Consider the following 15,173-nt stretch of genomic DNA (forward strand, 5'->3'; position numbering starts at 1 on the left):
TCAATCACACCCCTACGATCACAATTCCACCGAATTATTGAGCTACAAATTCAAGTAAAAGAAAATGTACGAATTCACTAAAATAGAAAGAATAACTCCTACGTTGCGCCCAACCAATGAGCGTATTAAAAACTTTAAGGAGATCAATGAAATATATTCTACAGAAGAGGCAAGGGCACAAGCAAGCCGATGTGTGCAATGTGGTAACCCTTACTGTAGTGCTACAGGCTGTCCATTAGGAAACTTTATCCCTCAATGGTTGAAGTTTATGGCGGAAAAGGATTTGGAGCAAGCATTCCGTATCTCTAATGAAACATCGCCTTTCCCTGAAATTTTGGGACGTATTTGTCCTCATGACCGTCTTTGTGAAGGGGCTTGTACCTTGAATGATGGAAATGAAGAGCATACAATTGGAGCGATCACAATTGGTTCTATTGAGGTTGCGATCTCAGAAAAAGGGTTCAGAAAAGGGTTAACACCTGAGTTTGCAGACGAAATGACGGATAAGACCGTTGCGATTATTGGTTCTGGACCTGCAGGTCTTTCTTGTGCAACGTTCTTGTTGAGAGCAGGGGTAAAACCGGTGATCTATGAAAAGGCTGATAAATTGGGTGGTCTTTTGACGTATGGTATCCCGGGATTCAAGCTGGAGAAAGAAGCAGTAGAGCGTCGTATTGATATCTTGCAACAAGCGGGTATGGAGGCTTATACGAATGTAGAGGTAGGTAAGGATATTACCTTGGAGGAGCTATACGAAAAGCATGATGCCATCTTTATGGGAACAGGAGCTATGCAAGGTAGACAGCTCGATAACGAGGGGTATAACTCAGATAACTTATTCTTGGCGGTACCTTTCCTAACTAATATACAGAAGAAATTGGAGGACACTCACTTTGATAAAAAGTATGATGTTACGGGCAAGAGTGTATTGGTGATTGGAGGTGGAGATACAGCTATGGATTGTGTTAGAACATCCATTCGTCAAAAAGCAGCAGAGGTGACTTGTGTCTACCGTAGGGATGAAGAGAATATGCCAGGAAGCCGTAAAGAGGTATTGGCCGCTAAGGAAGAAGGTGTAGAGTTTTTATTTAACACAACACCGACCAAACTATTGGCTGATCAGGAAGGTAAAGTCATAGGGGCACGATTTATCAGCACCAAAATGGGAGAGCCAGATGCGAGCGGCAGAAGTGCTGTCATTGAACTAGAAGGAACGGATCAGGAAATCTTTGCTGATATTGTTATTCTAGCCCTAGGATTTTCTACGGAACGTCACCAATGGTTAGAAAACTTTGGCGTGAAATGTAATAAATGGGGGGCTGTAGAAGTCGACGAAAATGGTATGACCTCTAAGCCTGGAGTCTTTGCAGGAGGAGATAATGTAAGAGGAGCTGACTTGGTGGTAACGGCAGCATTGGATGGAAGAGAAGCGGCAGATGGAATCCTTGCTTATATTTTTGATAAAGAAGAAGAATTAGCACTTTAAGAATTATTCACAACGAACAAACTTTTACATACAGGAAGTAGTCGCTTGTCTGCTACTTCCTGTTGTTTATCATCTTGTACCTTTTCTCTTTTTCTTCTATCTTTGTGCCCTCGATGATATAATAGGTTAGATATGAGTAGATTAAGTAAGTTGCAGGCCAAGTGGGGCGTGAATAGTATATGGCAAGTCATTGCGATTTTAGTTGCTTTTTCCTTGGCTGGTTCTTCAGTGGTCGTACTGAGAAAAGCTTTTTTTGAATTACTAGGATTCACGGATGATACCAGTATGTGGGTGAAAACAGTAACGTATATATTATTTGTTTTTCCTGCTTATCAGTTATTGCTACTGATGTACGGTACACTTTTGGGACAGTTTCGCTTTTTCTGGGAAAAGGAAAAGAAAATGTTGAAAGGAATACAAAAACTTTGGACCCGATCTTAAGGACGGTAAAGCAAAGTAATAGACTATAGGAAAGCCATTGAGCCTGTATTTGCAGGTTCAATGGCTTTTTTATTAGAAATATCAATAGTATTTTGTATCCACTTAGCGTATGCCTGCATCTATACGTTCAGATATACGTATACTCTAGTGATCAATTTTTTACCACTATTTTACTATTAACAGATTACAAACATACTTAACTGATGGGCAAGCCACTTGGAAAAATACTAGTCATTGACGACAATGAGGATATCTTATTGGCAGCAAAGATGCTGTTGAAAAAACATGCCGATCTGGTGCAGGTCGAAAGTAACCCAGGAAAAATACCATTCTTATTAAATAACGATACGTATGATGTGATCCTGCTGGATATGAACTTTACGCAGGATACTACTACGGGTAAAGAAGGATTCCACTGGCTGGAACAAATCCTTGAGATAGATCCGCAGGCTGTGGTAGTGATGATTACGGCTTATGGAGATGTAGATACAGCTGTACAAGCACTAAAAGCCGGAGCCACAGATTTTGTTCTTAAACCTTGGCAAAATGAAAAGCTGATCGCAACGCTGACCTCTGCAGTAAAACTGAGACAATCATACAATCAAGTCAAAAGCTTAAAGGAGAATAATCACCAACTCACTTCTGTATTGAACTCAGGAAATGCGATGAACGTGATTGGGGAGAGTGAAGCGATGAAGGTAGTATTCAACCTGATTAGCAAAGTAGCCTCCACAGATGCAAATGTCTTAATTCTGGGTGAAAATGGTACCGGAAAAGAAGTAATTGCAAGGGCTATTCATCAACAGTCTCTCCGAAAAGATAAGGTTTTTATTGGGGTGGATATGGGAGCGATTACAGAATCTCTTTTTGAGAGTGAGCTTTTTGGACATAAAAAAGGGGCTTTTACGGATGCCAAAGATGATCGTGCTGGAAGATTCGAAGTGGCTGATAAGGGAACCCTTTTCCTGGATGAGATTGGTAACCTATCGATGGCATTACAATCCAAGCTATTAACAGTTTTACAAAAAAGAGAAGTGACTCGTGTAGGGGCTAACAAAGCAACGCCGGTAGATATCCGTTTGATTTGTGCGACCAATATGCCACTGCATGAGATGGTAGAGAAAAATGAGTTTAGACAGGATTTACTATACCGTATGAATACGGTGGAAATTCACCTTCCTCCTTTACGTGAGCGTGATGTAGATATTCCGGCATTGGCGACTTATTTTCTAGGGGTTTATAATCAAAAATACCGTAAGAAAATCCAGGGGATATCACCTCAGGCCATGAAGAAATTGCAAAAATATCATTGGCCAGGGAATGTGCGAGAGTTACAACACGCTTTGGAAAGAGCGATTATTATGGCCGATGAAGAGATTCTACAGCCAACAGATTTTATGTTTTTAGTCGAAAAACATACAGAAACCGAGGAGGTAGATTACTCGGAGTATGATTTGGAGACCGTTGAGAAAATGATGATTCAACGTGCTATCAGCAAACACGCAGGAAATATTTCCAAGGCAGCAAAATCATTAGGGTTAACCCGAGCATCATTATACCGAAGATTGGAAAAACATGGTCTTTAAAAGTTTTAGGAGTAATGTACTTTTTCGGGTAGCACTATTGGTTACCGCTATATTTTTTGCAGTTTTCTTTGTGCAAAGGGAATGGATTACTATGACGGTCTTCCTGGGGGCAATTACTGTATATCAGGTATATATGCTCATTCGCTTGGTCGAAAGTAGTAACCGTGAGATGATGGATTTTCTGAATTCTATTAAGTATGACGACTTCTCTCAGTCCTATCAGTTCAAAAGAAATGGTAGTGGGTTCGATGAGTTGAGAGAGGAGTTTAATACAGTATTATCTCAATTTAAAGAACTGAGAACGAAAAAAGAGTCAGAATATTTATATCTAAAAAATATAATTCATCACATAGGAATTGGGATTTTCTCTTTTGATCAGAAAGGAAATATTCAGTTAATTAATACGGCCGCCAAACGTTTACTAAATGTCTCTCGTTTGCGTTCTATTTCGGAACTGGAGCAGTACAGTGAGGAATTGCACCAACGCTTGAAAGAGATGAGAACAGGACAAAAGGAATTGATCTCTGTCTATCATCGAGGAGAGCAGGTACAACTCTCAGTGTATACTATCGAGTTGCTATTGAGGGGAACAGTATATAAACTAGTGACCATTCAGAATATCCAAAGTGAGTTGGATGAGCAAGAACTGGACGCATGGCAGAATCTGATCAGAGTATTGACTCATGAAATTATGAATTCTGTGACTCCTATTTCATCTCTGTCTAATACGATGGAAGAAGAACTCTCTTACTTAAAGCAAGAGGCTATGGATGGGAGACCTCCTTCTATGGAAGACTTGGAGGATGTACACTTGGCTGTTTCGACCATTAGAAAAAGAAGTGATGGGATGACTCGCTTTGTGAATGAGTTTAGAAGTTTGACACATGTACCTTTGCCTGATTTTAAGTCAGTATCTATACAGGAGTTATTTAAGCAGTTAGAAACCCTCATGCTACAGGAATGTGAGTCTAGAGGAGTGAAACTATCCATGAAGGTGGAACCAGATACCTTAAAGATCACGGCTGATGAAGAGCAAATTATACAGGTGTTATTGAATTTGGTTAAAAATGCAATGCAAGCTTTTGACGCCAAAGAGCAAACGGATAAACAGATTACGCTGTATGGTCAACTGGGAGAGAATGACCATCCTGTTATTCGCGTGGTGGATAATGGTCCAGGTATTGATCAGGAGGCGCAGAAGAGAATCTTTATTCCATTCTTTACGACAAAGAAAGGAGGATCTGGGATAGGCTTGAGTTTATCAAGACAGATCTTAAGACAGCATAAAGGAACGTTGACAGTGGTTTCTACCTCTGGAGAAGGGGCTACATTTATTTTAAAGTTCTAGGTAAAGAGGCATGCTTTACGATGAAATTGAGTGATGGGTACTGCTCTGCCTCACCTATGACAAGCACTATTAATTGATTAGGTGTAAGAAGAAAAGTATTATGATGAGAGCATGTTTGATCGTACTGTTGTTCCTTCCTGTGGTGACTATAGCACAGGTACAATCAAATTGGAAAAATCAACTTTATGAAACCTATTCCCATGATTCATATCAACGCTATGAACCCTTTCAGCAAGTGATAGATCCTGCTCATTTGGATAGGGCGCTATTGGGGGCGGCTATCTTTTATGAAACCAATAAGGTAAGGGTAGCGTATGGATTAAAGCCTTTTGTATATGCTTCTTCTTTGGGGGAGGCAGCGCAAGGACATTCAAGAGATATGGTCAAAATGGACTTCTTTGGCCATAATAGTCGAGTCAAAGGGAAAAAACGATTGATTGATCGACTTAAGTTAGTGGGATTATATGAGGGGTTATTTGCTGAGAATATAGCCGATTATCTCTTATACCCTTTGAGTGGTCAAAGTTATTACCCACCGTCTGTTAATGGAGGGTACTTTAGTCGAACCTATAAAGGAGAGCAAATAGAGGCTTACACATATAGTGAAATGGCTGTTGTTGCGGTTAAGGAGTGGATGAACTCAGACGGCCACCGGAGAAATATTTTGGATGATAAAATGAATTATCTTGGCGTTGGTGTTTTTCCACAAATATTCGAAAATAAAGATGAGGTTCCCCATATTTATACTACGCAAAATTTTGCCTCTGAGGCAGCTCAATAAGAAATAAAATGCTCAAAATGCATGAAAAACTTACATGAGAAGATTCTTGTGAGATTTTAATGCTTTATATCAAAATAAAAAGATTCAAATACACCTAAATCAATATTACTTATGGTAGACATTATCCCTTCATTAGCTGTAATTGATGGCAAATATGTTCGCATCAAAAATGGCGATTATACAAAAGTAGAGCAGTTAAATAAGTCTCTGCTTGACGTAGCTAAGAGTCTGGAAGATCACGGTATTGAACGTATTCACTTGATTGACTTACAAGGAGCTCAAAAACATGTAGTTTGTAACTATGACACTTTAGAACTGATTGCAGGACACACTTCGTTGAAAGTAGATTTAGGGGGAGGAGTAAATACAGATGGAGATGTGCATAAGGCTTTTGAGTATGGAGCCGATCGTGTTGTAGTTGGAAACTTGTCTTTGACCAATGAAGAACTATTTAGTTCTTGGTTGATATCTTATGGGCGTAACCGTATTATCCTTAGTGCAAACGTGGAAGGAGAAACAGTGATTCATAGTGGTGTGAATAAGGTTGTCGGGAAGAATATCATGGATCATATTGAGCAGTATTATGATCAAAGCTTACAATATGTAAAGTGTACTGACCTTTATAAAGATGGCACGTTGGATAGCCCATCTATTGAGCTGTACAAAGAAATCCTGCAGCGTTTTCCAAAATTAAAACTACAAGCGAGTGGAGGAGTACGCTCCATTAAGGATATTGAGGATTTGGCTGCTATTGGGGTGGACTCAGTCATTGTTGGCAGGGCTCTACAAGATGACCTGATTTCCTTAAGTGAACTAGAGCAGTTTATGAGTAGACAAGCTTAAAGTAGACCCAAAGTATGAGGGTTAACATATATTATCGAAGACATGGAGCTTTAGAATTGTATTCTTCTCATTTTGTCAGTAATTACGCAGGTATTTTTAATAAAGCAGGCAATTTAAAATAATGATATTTCGCATTGTGTCGAAATAAATTATTGTAATATATTATTTTAACAAAATGTTTTATTAAATTTAATAGCGTGTTAGGACCTTTCTGAGAAGTGAAAGGGATATTTATTTGAGCAACCTGTATTTAGATTTTCGTAATACACAACCATACATACTGATATGCCTGTAAAATTAGACCAGACAGATCGAAAAATTCTTGATATCCTGCAAAAGCAGGCAAAAATTACTAACGCTCAATTGTCTAAAGATATTGAGCTGTCACCTGCGCCAACGTTGGAGCGTGTCAAAAAGCTAGAAAACTCAGGTATTATTATGAGTTATCATGCGAAGTTGAACACCAAAGCTTTGGGATTAGGTGTGACCACTTTTATTAATGTGAAATTGGCAAGACACAATAAGGAAAATAATGCTTCTTTCCTTAAGCAAATCAGTAATATTCCTGAAGTAATCGAGTGTCATCATTTGACAGGAAATAGCCATTACTTATTGAAGGTGATCACTACAGATATTGAAGCTTACCATAAGGTATTATTGGATAAGTTGAGCGAGATTGAAGAGATTGATGACCTACAGTCTATGGTCGTGTTGGATACTCCTAAAGACAGCAAGACGATTCCAATTCCGTAGTGTTTGGAAATGTATACTAATATAGCAAGAGCCACCTCAAGATATGGGGTGGCTTTTTTGTTTTTAAAATTATTCACCTAGTACAGGACATTATTCTTGATCGTATAAAAAGACTGGATAGATTTATTGTACTCTGTTTGATTAGTTTATACTAAATAAAGGTGGTTTTTGTGGTGATTTTAATAATAAAATACCATTTAAAGTAATTTTTATTTAAAAAAGGTACTTATTTTTTGTAAAAATATTTTTGAGCTACCTCTCTCTGTTTATAGATTCATGCTCTGATAAGGGAATTATATCCCTGATCCAAGAAGACTTTTTAACCTGCCTTATTAAATGACTAAAACTAAAACAAACGAGAGAGAGGATTATGCTAATTCCCTTAATGAATAGTGATAAGCAAGTAAAGCTGTGTCGTAAAGGATTCAGTTTTCTGAAGAAAAAAGGATTGGATAAAGGGTGGAGAATGCATTCTGCAGGATATGCTGTGATGCAGTTTACTCGATTTGGACGAATTAATACCCTTTATATGCATAAACTTCTTGCCCAGGAATTTTTACAGGAACCGACTTCTACAAAAAAACTTTTTGTACGAATGATCAATGGTAAAAAGTTGGATTGCCGACTTGAAAACCTGGAGTGGAATACTATGGCAGAGTTAAGAAGACAGCAAAGACCTTCGGTAGGATACAGAGGAGTTTCTAAGGATGGCAATAAGTATAGGGCAGTACTCTATGATGCAGGAGAGCGCATTTACTTGGGAATGTTTGATACTGCAGAAGAAGCAGCCAAGGCTTATAACATGGAGTCCTTGAAACGCTTTGGTTCCACCAACAGTCTCAATGCATTAAGCTAAGTATTTGTTGAACCGTTGAATTGTTGACTCAATACAGTCAACAATTCAACTCGAATCAACGAGCGAAGCTCAATTCAACGATTCAACAGTACTTATACGGTATATAATTGCTGCATCTTTCGTGTGATCTTATGAAAACGAAGAGTTAATAATACCGATGCAGTCGATAGTCCTGCCAAGAAACCTACCCAAACTCCAAGCTCTCTAAGTGGAGAGTGAAATGCGAGTAAATATCCCGTAGGAAGAGAAACCAACCAGTAAGCGATAAAGGCAATAATAGTAGGATTCTTTACATCAGAAATTCCCCTTAGTGCTCCAAATGACAACACTTGTATCCCATCGAACAATTGAAAAAGGGCTGCAATACCAATCATAGGAATAGCCATTTTAACAACTGTAAGGTCCGGTGTATACAAAGAAGCCATCCATTCACTGCCTAGTATAAAGACAACAGAACTGAAAAGCATAAAGATAATGACCATATGTAGTCCTGCCCAGGAAATATCTCTAGCCTCGGTATAGTTGTTTTGCCCATGTGCACCGCTGTTTCTTATGGTAATTGCCGCGGATAGTCCATTGGCCATCATAAAGGTGACAGAGGATAGGCTGATAGCAATTTGGTGTGCTGCAATTTCATTCTTGCCTAATTGTCCAACCATAATACCACCAATTGCAAAGGCTGCTACTTCCATAACCACTTGAAGAGCTATGGGGAAACTAACTTTTATCAGGTCCCACAATAAGGTAGAAGAAATACTTCGCTCATAGAATCCTTTCAGGTGTTCCTTAAATCTTGGTGTATAAAGAATATAGGCGGCCATCGCAATCGCCATTGTAACACGAGCGATCAGCGTAGCAATTCCAGCTCCTATAAGTCCCATTTCCGGTGCGCCCCATTTTCCAAAGATGAGGATATAGTTGATGATAACGTTAAGTACGTTGGCGCCCAAAGTAATAATCATAGCGGGTTTAGTAGATGCATTTCCTTCTGCAAACTGCTTGAAAGAAAAGAATACAATCATGGGTAGAAGTGACCAGTTAATCACTTTATAGTAAGGAATACCTTCCCTGACGACTTCATCCACTTGCCCCATATGAAATAATAGAGGGGTGGTATTGTTCAGAATCAATAGAAGGATAGCCACTACTGCGGTATTGAGTAATAAGCTATGACGTAATAGATGGCCGGTACGTTGAAGTTCCTTTTGTCCTATCGCTTTCCCGATAAGGGGAGTAAGTCCTTGTGCAAAACCAATTCCAAATACCATGACAATGATGAACACACTATTCATAAATGCCGAAGCAGAAAGGGATAGTGTACTGTAGTGGCCCGTCATCACATTATCTGCAATATTGGTAAGCATTTGCCCAATATGGGCAATAACCACCGGTACGGCTAGTCGAAAATTTTCCTGATAGTGGTTGATATATTTCTTGAATGTCATACTCTTTTCCTAGTTCATTTGCTGCCTTGAAAACATGATCAATAGATCACATACTATTTGGTGATAAGGACCAACTGTAATAAAACCTATTTTTTGTCAGAATAATCTAATACGAGAGGAGGAAAACTCTTAATGATATTTAATGTGGAAATGTTCATGATGTTTAGTAGTTTCTCAAACCCATTATTAATGTTGAGTATTTATATGTCATACTACCAAAGGGTTTCGTTAAATCTTTTTTTCACCTAAACAATATGAATGAGCGAAGCTCAACTAAACACCATGAACAGTGCTTAGTTTTGGTGATAAAAAAAGCAACGACCTAACGTCGCTGCTCCTTATAAAGTCTAATGATTACTATTGTAGTATGACATCTAGTGGATTGATTACTAAGTAAACTTATAACTGAGTGCTACTTTCAAACAGTTTAAGGATTAAGGATTAAGGAAGAAGGATTATTATCCAGAAACTCCTATATCTTTATCCTTTATCCTTCTTCCTTTATCCATTTGGAAGTAGTCCTTTTATTTCTATCAGAAAACTTAGTGTTTAGACCACCAGTTAGTACTTCATTGCTCATTGCTCATTGCTCACTGCCCACTACTTAATAATAAAGCTTTGCTCTCCCATCAAAACACCATCATTGTAAAGCATTGCCGTATATTGTCCTACTTTTAGATCACTATCCTTGGTGTATTCAAAAGCGACTTTTTGTTCCGTGTTATCAAAAAGGATATCCTGTTTCATTGTATAGAATACTTCTCCCTTATTTAATTTAAAGGTTCCAGAGCCAATAGCCTCGTTGTAAAGGGTGGCACCTTCTGGCGTCGCGATAATCAAGTAGATGGTTTTAACGCCAATTGGGCTGATAGGGTTTTTAGCGATGGTGAAGTGAAGCTTTAATCGGGAAAGTCGTCTATTTTTAAAAGAGGTCCCAATTTTCTCTTTACCACTATCCGATATTCGGGTAAAAGAGAGATCCTTTGCTTTTAATGAAGATGCCATGGATATTTTGGCACTCATTTTACGTTGTGTACGCTTAAGGCCAACGATGCTGTCTTCCAAATCAATTTTTTCCTTTTTAAGGCTAATGGTTTCATCCAATAGGGATTGATTGGTTTTTTTGAGTAAAGCAATTTCAGCATCCTTTCTTTTCAGGAGTTCTTCATAGGCTTCTACCTTGCCTCTGAGTTCTTGATAACGACCATTGGCTAGGTTTTTAGATGTCAGTAACTCTTGTTTATCTCTCTCCAGCTCCTTAACGATTAGAATTAACGAATCTACGTGTCCATTCATGGATTGTAACTCGGAGATTTGAAGTTCCAGTTCGCTGGAAATAGAGTCTAGCTTTGCATAGGTGGTTACCAGCTCTAGTTCTTTGCTTTCAATCAGGACTTGTTTCTTTTGAGAGGAGCGGTCATTTAAAAGCCACTGTAATCCATTAAGGAAAACTAAAATGACTACCAGGACCAGTAGTAGGTTATTTTTATTGTTACGTTTGATTTTGGAGAGTGTCATCTTCCTGTTGTAGTCGTTAATTAATTAATATTAAAAAATATAATATGCGAAAATAGGCAGATTGTATACTGTTTTCAATGGAAAGTGATAAATTATTTACAAGATCACATCTTGTGACTAAGTACTTTATGTTGAGCAAAAACCAAACCCATTCAAAACTATGAGCAATGGATTCCCTTTCCGTTTGATAACGGAGCAACGTTGGGATGCATTAACCCATGAAAATCATTACTTGAAAGAAGTTGTTGATTTGGTGCAGAAAATGCTTTCAGGAAATAAACCGATGGAAACCTCTTTGGAGGTAGAGCACTCGGTAATTACGGCCGTATTGCAACACTTAAAGGAAAAGGAGCAGTTGATTGAAGAGGAACAAAGAAAACAGAGACAGAATGAGCATCAGCAGCAATTGATGGAATTGATTGGAGAGCATCAGAACTTGATATCTTTATGTGATGCGGTATTACAGTTCTTACTGAAAACCTTTCAACTGGTGCAAGGAGGTGTGTTTTTGGTCGATACTATTGGAGTCGAAGGCGCTGGGTTAGAATTAAAGGCTTGCTATGCTTATGATCGTAAGAGATACATCAATAAAACCATAAAGGCAGGAGAGGGACTGGTAGGGCAGGTATTGCTGGATCGTAAGCCCTTATATTTATCAGAAGTACCTCAGGGATATGTATATATCACTTCAGGTATCGGGGAGGCGACTCCTTCTTATTTGTATATCGTTCCACTGGTCTATAATCAAAAAGTATATGGAGTGATAGAAGTAGCATCCTTATACCCTCTTACTGAAGACGATCAACAACGTTTCAATAGTTTTTGTGATAGTATATCTGCTAATATGAGTATGGTTTATCATGCAGAGCAAACAGAGATATTATTGGAGGAGACTCAATATCAAAATGAAGTGGTTCGAGCGCAGGAGGAAGAGATGAGACAAAATATGGAAGAGCTAAAAGCCGCGCAGGAGTCTATGGAAAGAAAGCAGCATCAATTACAAAAATTAAATGATCGTTTATCAAAAGGGGAGCAGTTATTAGTGAAGGAGTTTGAAAAGTCTCAGTCCTATCAGAAACGTATACAATTAGAGAAAAGCAAAGCGGAGGAAAGCTATAGGGAAGTACAGGAACAGTTAGCAGAAGTTTTGAATGAAAAGGACGCTTTGAAGTCTAGGATAGAGGAATTGGAGGTAAGGGAGCGTAAACAGCATAATAAAGAGAAGTTACTAAATATTGTGTTGCACAAGAGTAAGGAGAGAGAAGCAGGGATGATGGAAAAAATCAAAGAGTTGGAAAAAAAGCTACAGGCCAAATGATATAGAAAGGATCACTTCATAAAGTATGAGTTCACACTACTGCAAGCACAATTCTCGAGGTTGCCCCAAAGAAAGGAGAAAGTAGTAGTTTAAATACCTTTTCCCTTTTACTTTTTTCCCCCTTGACCTTTTGTAAGTAAACATGTGTGCTTTGATTTTTTTCTTTTATTTTTGTCACTTACGTATTTTATGACCTGAGTTGTTTACTATTGTTAGTAAAATTGACGATAGCTAACTTTTTTAGGCATAAAAAGCGCTTAGGGGTATACCCCGTTTTGAATCCCAAAACGATGGAGGAACCATAAGCATAGAGGCAATCATTTTTGTTCACTTTCCTGATGGGCAGGAAGTATAAAAAAGAGATAGTACACAATGAAAATATCACTGGACTGGCTTAAAGACTTTATCAATATAAATGAATCAGCAGAAGAAATCGATCACCTATTGACGATGGCCGGATTGGAGGTCGAAGGGATCGAGGAGGTAGAAACCATCAAAGGAGGTCTGAAAGGACTGGTGATTGGAGAGGTGTTGGAGTGTGGTAAGCACCCGGATGCTGATAAACTGAGCATTACAAAAGTAGACCTTGGAGAGGGAGAACCGGTACAAATTGTATGTGGAGCTCCTAATGTAGCGGCTGGACAGAAAGTAGTAGTTGCGACAGTAGGTACTATACTGTACACTCCAGAAGGAGAGTCCTTCAAAATTAAGAAAGGTAAGATCAGGGGAGAGGTATCTTTGGGAATGATCTGTGCTGAAGATGAAATTGGCTTGGGAGGTTCTCATGATGGGATTATGGTGTTGGATACTGATATGGCCAATGGTACTCCTGCTGCAGATTACTTTAAGGTAGGAACGGATACGGTATTGGAGATTGGATTAACCCCTAACCGTGTAGATGGTGCTTCTCACTATGGAGTAGCTAGAGACCTGAAAGTATTGACAGGACGTCCACTTAATTTCCCATCGACAGAAGCATTCAAAGTAGAAAATAATGATTTAACCATGGAGGTTGTGGTGGAAGATGCGGAAGCATGTCCTCGCTATGCTGGTTTGACAATCTCTGGCTTGACAGTAGGAGAGTCTCCAAAGTGGTTAAAAGATCGCTTGAATGCGATTGGCGTAGCACCATTGAATAATGTAGTAGATGCTACAAACTATATTTTACATAGCCTTGGACAGCCGTTACATGCATTTGATGCCGCTAAGGTAAAAGGCAATAAAATTATTGTGAAGAAAGTAGCAGAAGGAACTACCTTCGTTACTTTAGATGAAGAAGAAAGAAAACTTTCTGCCGCAGACTTGATGATTTGTAATGCAGAAGAACCAATGTGTATCGCTGGGGTATTCGGAGGGATAGACTCTGGCGTGTCAGAGAGCACAACGGCGATTTTCCTGGAGAGTGCTTACTTTGGTCCTGATGGGGTAAGAGCAACTTCGCAACGTCATGGGATCAAGACAGATTCATCATTCCGCTTTGAAAGAGGAACTGATCCGAATATGCCAGTAGAGGCTTTGAAAGTAGCTGCTTTGTTGATTCAGGAAGTAGCAGGAGGAACAGTGTCTTCGGAGATTGTTGATCTTTATCCTACTCCGGTAGCAGACTTTGAGGTAGCTGTAAATTATAAGCATATCAATCGACTGATTGGTGCAGACATTCCAAAAGAGCGTGTAAAGGAGATCTTGGAAGGACTAGAAATGCGTTTCTTACAGGAGAGTGAAGAAGGATTTACAGTAGCAGTACCTCCTTACAGAGTTGATGTACAAAGGGAAGCAGACATTATTGAGGAAATCTTGAGAATTCATGGCTTCAATAACGTAGAGTTAAGTGAGAACCTATCGGCAAGTTACCTGGCACATTTCCCTAAGAAAGATGCTGATGTACTTAAAGCTAAGGTGACGCAAATGTTGGCAGGGGCTGGAGTATCTGAGATCCTGACAAACTCTTTGACAAGCAGTACTTACGTAAAAGCAGTACAAAGCTTGAAGGATGAAGAGAATGTAGAAATCCTGAACACGCTAAGTGCTGATCTGGATGTCATGAGACAGTCGTTGCTGTTCACAGGTTTGGAAGTGATTGCACACAATATCAACAGACAACAAAAAGACTTAAAGCTTTTTGAATTTGGAAAAGTATATAGCAAGGTAGAAGGGGAGTATGTGGAGAAAAACCGTCTATCTATGTTTGTGACCGGTGCACAACGAGAAGAAACATGGAGAGGGAAAACAGAAAAGTCAGCTTTCCATGATTTGGCTTCTTTGGTATTGAGAACGTTCCAGCAATTTAATATTTCGAAGTACAAGCAGGAAACATTGCAAGATGACTTGTTTGCCTATGGATTGAGCTATGAGCACAAGAAAGGTACGATTGCTCGTCTGGGTATGGTACATCCAAAAATAGCGAAATTGGCAGGGGTAAAGCAAGAGGTATTCTATGCAGAGTTTGATTGGGACCTGTTACTTGCGTTACAAAATAGTAACTACAAGTTTGTAGAGATTCCAAAGTTCCCGGAAGTAAGAAGAGATCTTTCGTTGGTATTGAACAAGTCAACCAACTTTAGTGAAATCGAAGAGGTAGCCAAGAGAACAGAGCGTAAGCTACTGAAGAAGGTGAATGTCTTTGATGTATATGAAGGAGAGAATCTGGGAGAAGGGAAGAAGTCTTACTCTATTAGCTTTACGTTGCAGGATGCACAAAAGACACTGAACGATAAAGTGATTGACAAAACAATGACTCGATTGATTGCAGCCTTTGAGAAAGAGGTAGGAGCAATCATCAGAAAATAATTTAAGTATAT

12 protein-coding genes are annotated in these 15,173 nt (G+C 39.0%); 10 read left to right on the forward strand and 2 right to left on the reverse strand.

The window, feature by feature from the left end; genetic code table 11:
• The first annotated feature begins 64 nt into the window (after positions 1-64).
• The 8 genes from ABD985_RS19320 to ABD985_RS19355 all read left to right on the forward strand — a co-directional run bounded on the left by ABD985_RS19320 (position 65) and on the right by ABD985_RS19355 (position 8,094).
• Positions 65-1,486: a glutamate synthase subunit beta gene (locus ABD985_RS19320; protein WP_345374665.1), complete on the forward strand. Its 1,422-nt coding sequence runs from the start codon at positions 65-67 to the stop codon at positions 1,484-1,486.
• 132 nt (positions 1,487-1,618) lie between these two features.
• Complete coding sequence (locus ABD985_RS19325) at positions 1,619-1,927, forward strand: DUF6787 family protein (protein WP_345374667.1); 309 nt, start codon at positions 1,619-1,621, stop codon at positions 1,925-1,927.
• Between the two features lie 203 nt (positions 1,928-2,130).
• Positions 2,131-3,513, forward strand: coding sequence for a sigma-54-dependent transcriptional regulator (locus ABD985_RS19330; RefSeq protein ID WP_345374669.1), 1,383 nt, complete (start codon positions 2,131-2,133; stop codon positions 3,511-3,513).
• Positions 3,503-4,861, forward strand: a complete 1,359-nt coding sequence (locus ABD985_RS19335) for a sensor histidine kinase (RefSeq protein WP_345374671.1) — start codon at positions 3,503-3,505, stop codon at positions 4,859-4,861. Before ABD985_RS19330 ends, ABD985_RS19335 begins: the two co-directional genes overlap by 11 nt.
• Positions 4,862-4,961: 100 nt before the next feature.
• On the forward strand, positions 4,962-5,642 hold the full coding sequence (locus ABD985_RS19340) for a CAP domain-containing protein (protein ID WP_345374673.1): 681 nt from the start codon (positions 4,962-4,964) through the stop codon (positions 5,640-5,642).
• Between the two features lie 111 nt (positions 5,643-5,753).
• Entirely contained in the window at positions 5,754-6,485 is a 732-nt protein-coding gene (locus ABD985_RS19345; protein ID WP_345374675.1) for a 1-(5-phosphoribosyl)-5-[(5-phosphoribosylamino)methylideneamino]imidazole-4-carboxamide isomerase, read from the forward strand.
• A gap of 273 nt (positions 6,486-6,758) precedes the next feature.
• Positions 6,759-7,238, forward strand: a complete 480-nt coding sequence (locus ABD985_RS19350; RefSeq protein WP_345374776.1) for an Lrp/AsnC family transcriptional regulator — start codon at positions 6,759-6,761, stop codon at positions 7,236-7,238.
• Between the two features lie 370 nt (positions 7,239-7,608).
• Positions 7,609-8,094 carry an AP2/ERF family transcription factor gene (locus tag ABD985_RS19355; protein ID WP_345374677.1) on the forward strand — a complete coding sequence of 162 codons (486 nt, stop codon included), beginning with the start codon at positions 7,609-7,611 and terminating at the stop codon, positions 8,092-8,094.
• 92 nt (positions 8,095-8,186) lie between these two features.
• Here the strand turns inward: ABD985_RS19355 and ABD985_RS19360 are convergent, their stop codons facing one another.
• Positions 8,187-9,539, reverse strand: coding sequence for an MATE family efflux transporter (locus ABD985_RS19360; protein WP_345374679.1), 1,353 nt, complete (start codon positions 9,537-9,539; stop codon positions 8,187-8,189).
• Positions 9,540-10,139: 600 nt separating this feature from the next.
• The gene (locus ABD985_RS19365; protein WP_345374681.1) at positions 10,140-11,057 is read right to left on the reverse strand and encodes a chromosome segregation protein SMC; all 918 of its coding nucleotides are present in this window, start codon (positions 11,055-11,057) and stop codon (positions 10,140-10,142) included.
• A 160-nt stretch (positions 11,058-11,217) separates the two neighbouring features.
• Between ABD985_RS19365 and ABD985_RS19370 the strand changes: the two genes are divergently transcribed.
• On the forward strand, positions 11,218-12,375 hold the full coding sequence (locus ABD985_RS19370; RefSeq protein WP_345374683.1) for a GAF domain-containing protein: 1,158 nt from the start codon (positions 11,218-11,220) through the stop codon (positions 12,373-12,375).
• A 372-nt stretch (positions 12,376-12,747) separates the two neighbouring features.
• The gene (gene pheT / locus ABD985_RS19375; protein ID WP_345374685.1) at positions 12,748-15,162 is read left to right on the forward strand and encodes a phenylalanine--tRNA ligase subunit beta; all 2,415 of its coding nucleotides are present in this window, start codon (positions 12,748-12,750) and stop codon (positions 15,160-15,162) included.
• Positions 15,163-15,173 lie beyond the last annotated feature (11 nt).

It is taken from the genome of Algivirga pacifica, from assembly GCF_039543525.1.
Lineage (GTDB): Bacteria > Bacteroidota > Bacteroidia > Cytophagales > Flammeovirgaceae > Algivirga > Algivirga pacifica.

Bases quoted from the DNA above. Each gene is read 5' to 3' on its own strand.
- ABD985_RS19330 (WP_345374669.1), top strand. From the start codon at position 2,131: ATGGGCAAGCCACTTGGAAAAATACTAGTCATTGACGACAATGAGGAT.
- ABD985_RS19365 (WP_345374681.1), bottom strand. From the start codon at position 11,057: ATGACACTCTCCAAAATCAAACGTAACAATAAAAATAACCTACTACTG.
- ABD985_RS19355 (WP_345374677.1), top strand. From the start codon at position 7,609: ATGCTAATTCCCTTAATGAATAGTGATAAGCAAGTAAAGCTGTGTCGT.
- ABD985_RS19345 (WP_345374675.1), top strand. From the start codon at position 5,754: ATGGTAGACATTATCCCTTCATTAGCTGTAATTGATGGCAAATATGTT.
- ABD985_RS19320 (WP_345374665.1), top strand. From the start codon at position 65: ATGTACGAATTCACTAAAATAGAAAGAATAACTCCTACGTTGCGCCCA.
- ABD985_RS19335 (WP_345374671.1), top strand. From the start codon at position 3,503: ATGGTCTTTAAAAGTTTTAGGAGTAATGTACTTTTTCGGGTAGCACTA.
- ABD985_RS19340 (WP_345374673.1), top strand. From the start codon at position 4,962: ATGATGAGAGCATGTTTGATCGTACTGTTGTTCCTTCCTGTGGTGACT.
- ABD985_RS19325 (WP_345374667.1), top strand. From the start codon at position 1,619: ATGAGTAGATTAAGTAAGTTGCAGGCCAAGTGGGGCGTGAATAGTATA.
- ABD985_RS19360 (WP_345374679.1), bottom strand. From the start codon at position 9,539: ATGACATTCAAGAAATATATCAACCACTATCAGGAAAATTTTCGACTA.
- ABD985_RS19370 (WP_345374683.1), top strand. From the start codon at position 11,218: ATGAGCAATGGATTCCCTTTCCGTTTGATAACGGAGCAACGTTGGGAT.
- pheT (WP_345374685.1), top strand. From the start codon at position 12,748: ATGAAAATATCACTGGACTGGCTTAAAGACTTTATCAATATAAATGAA.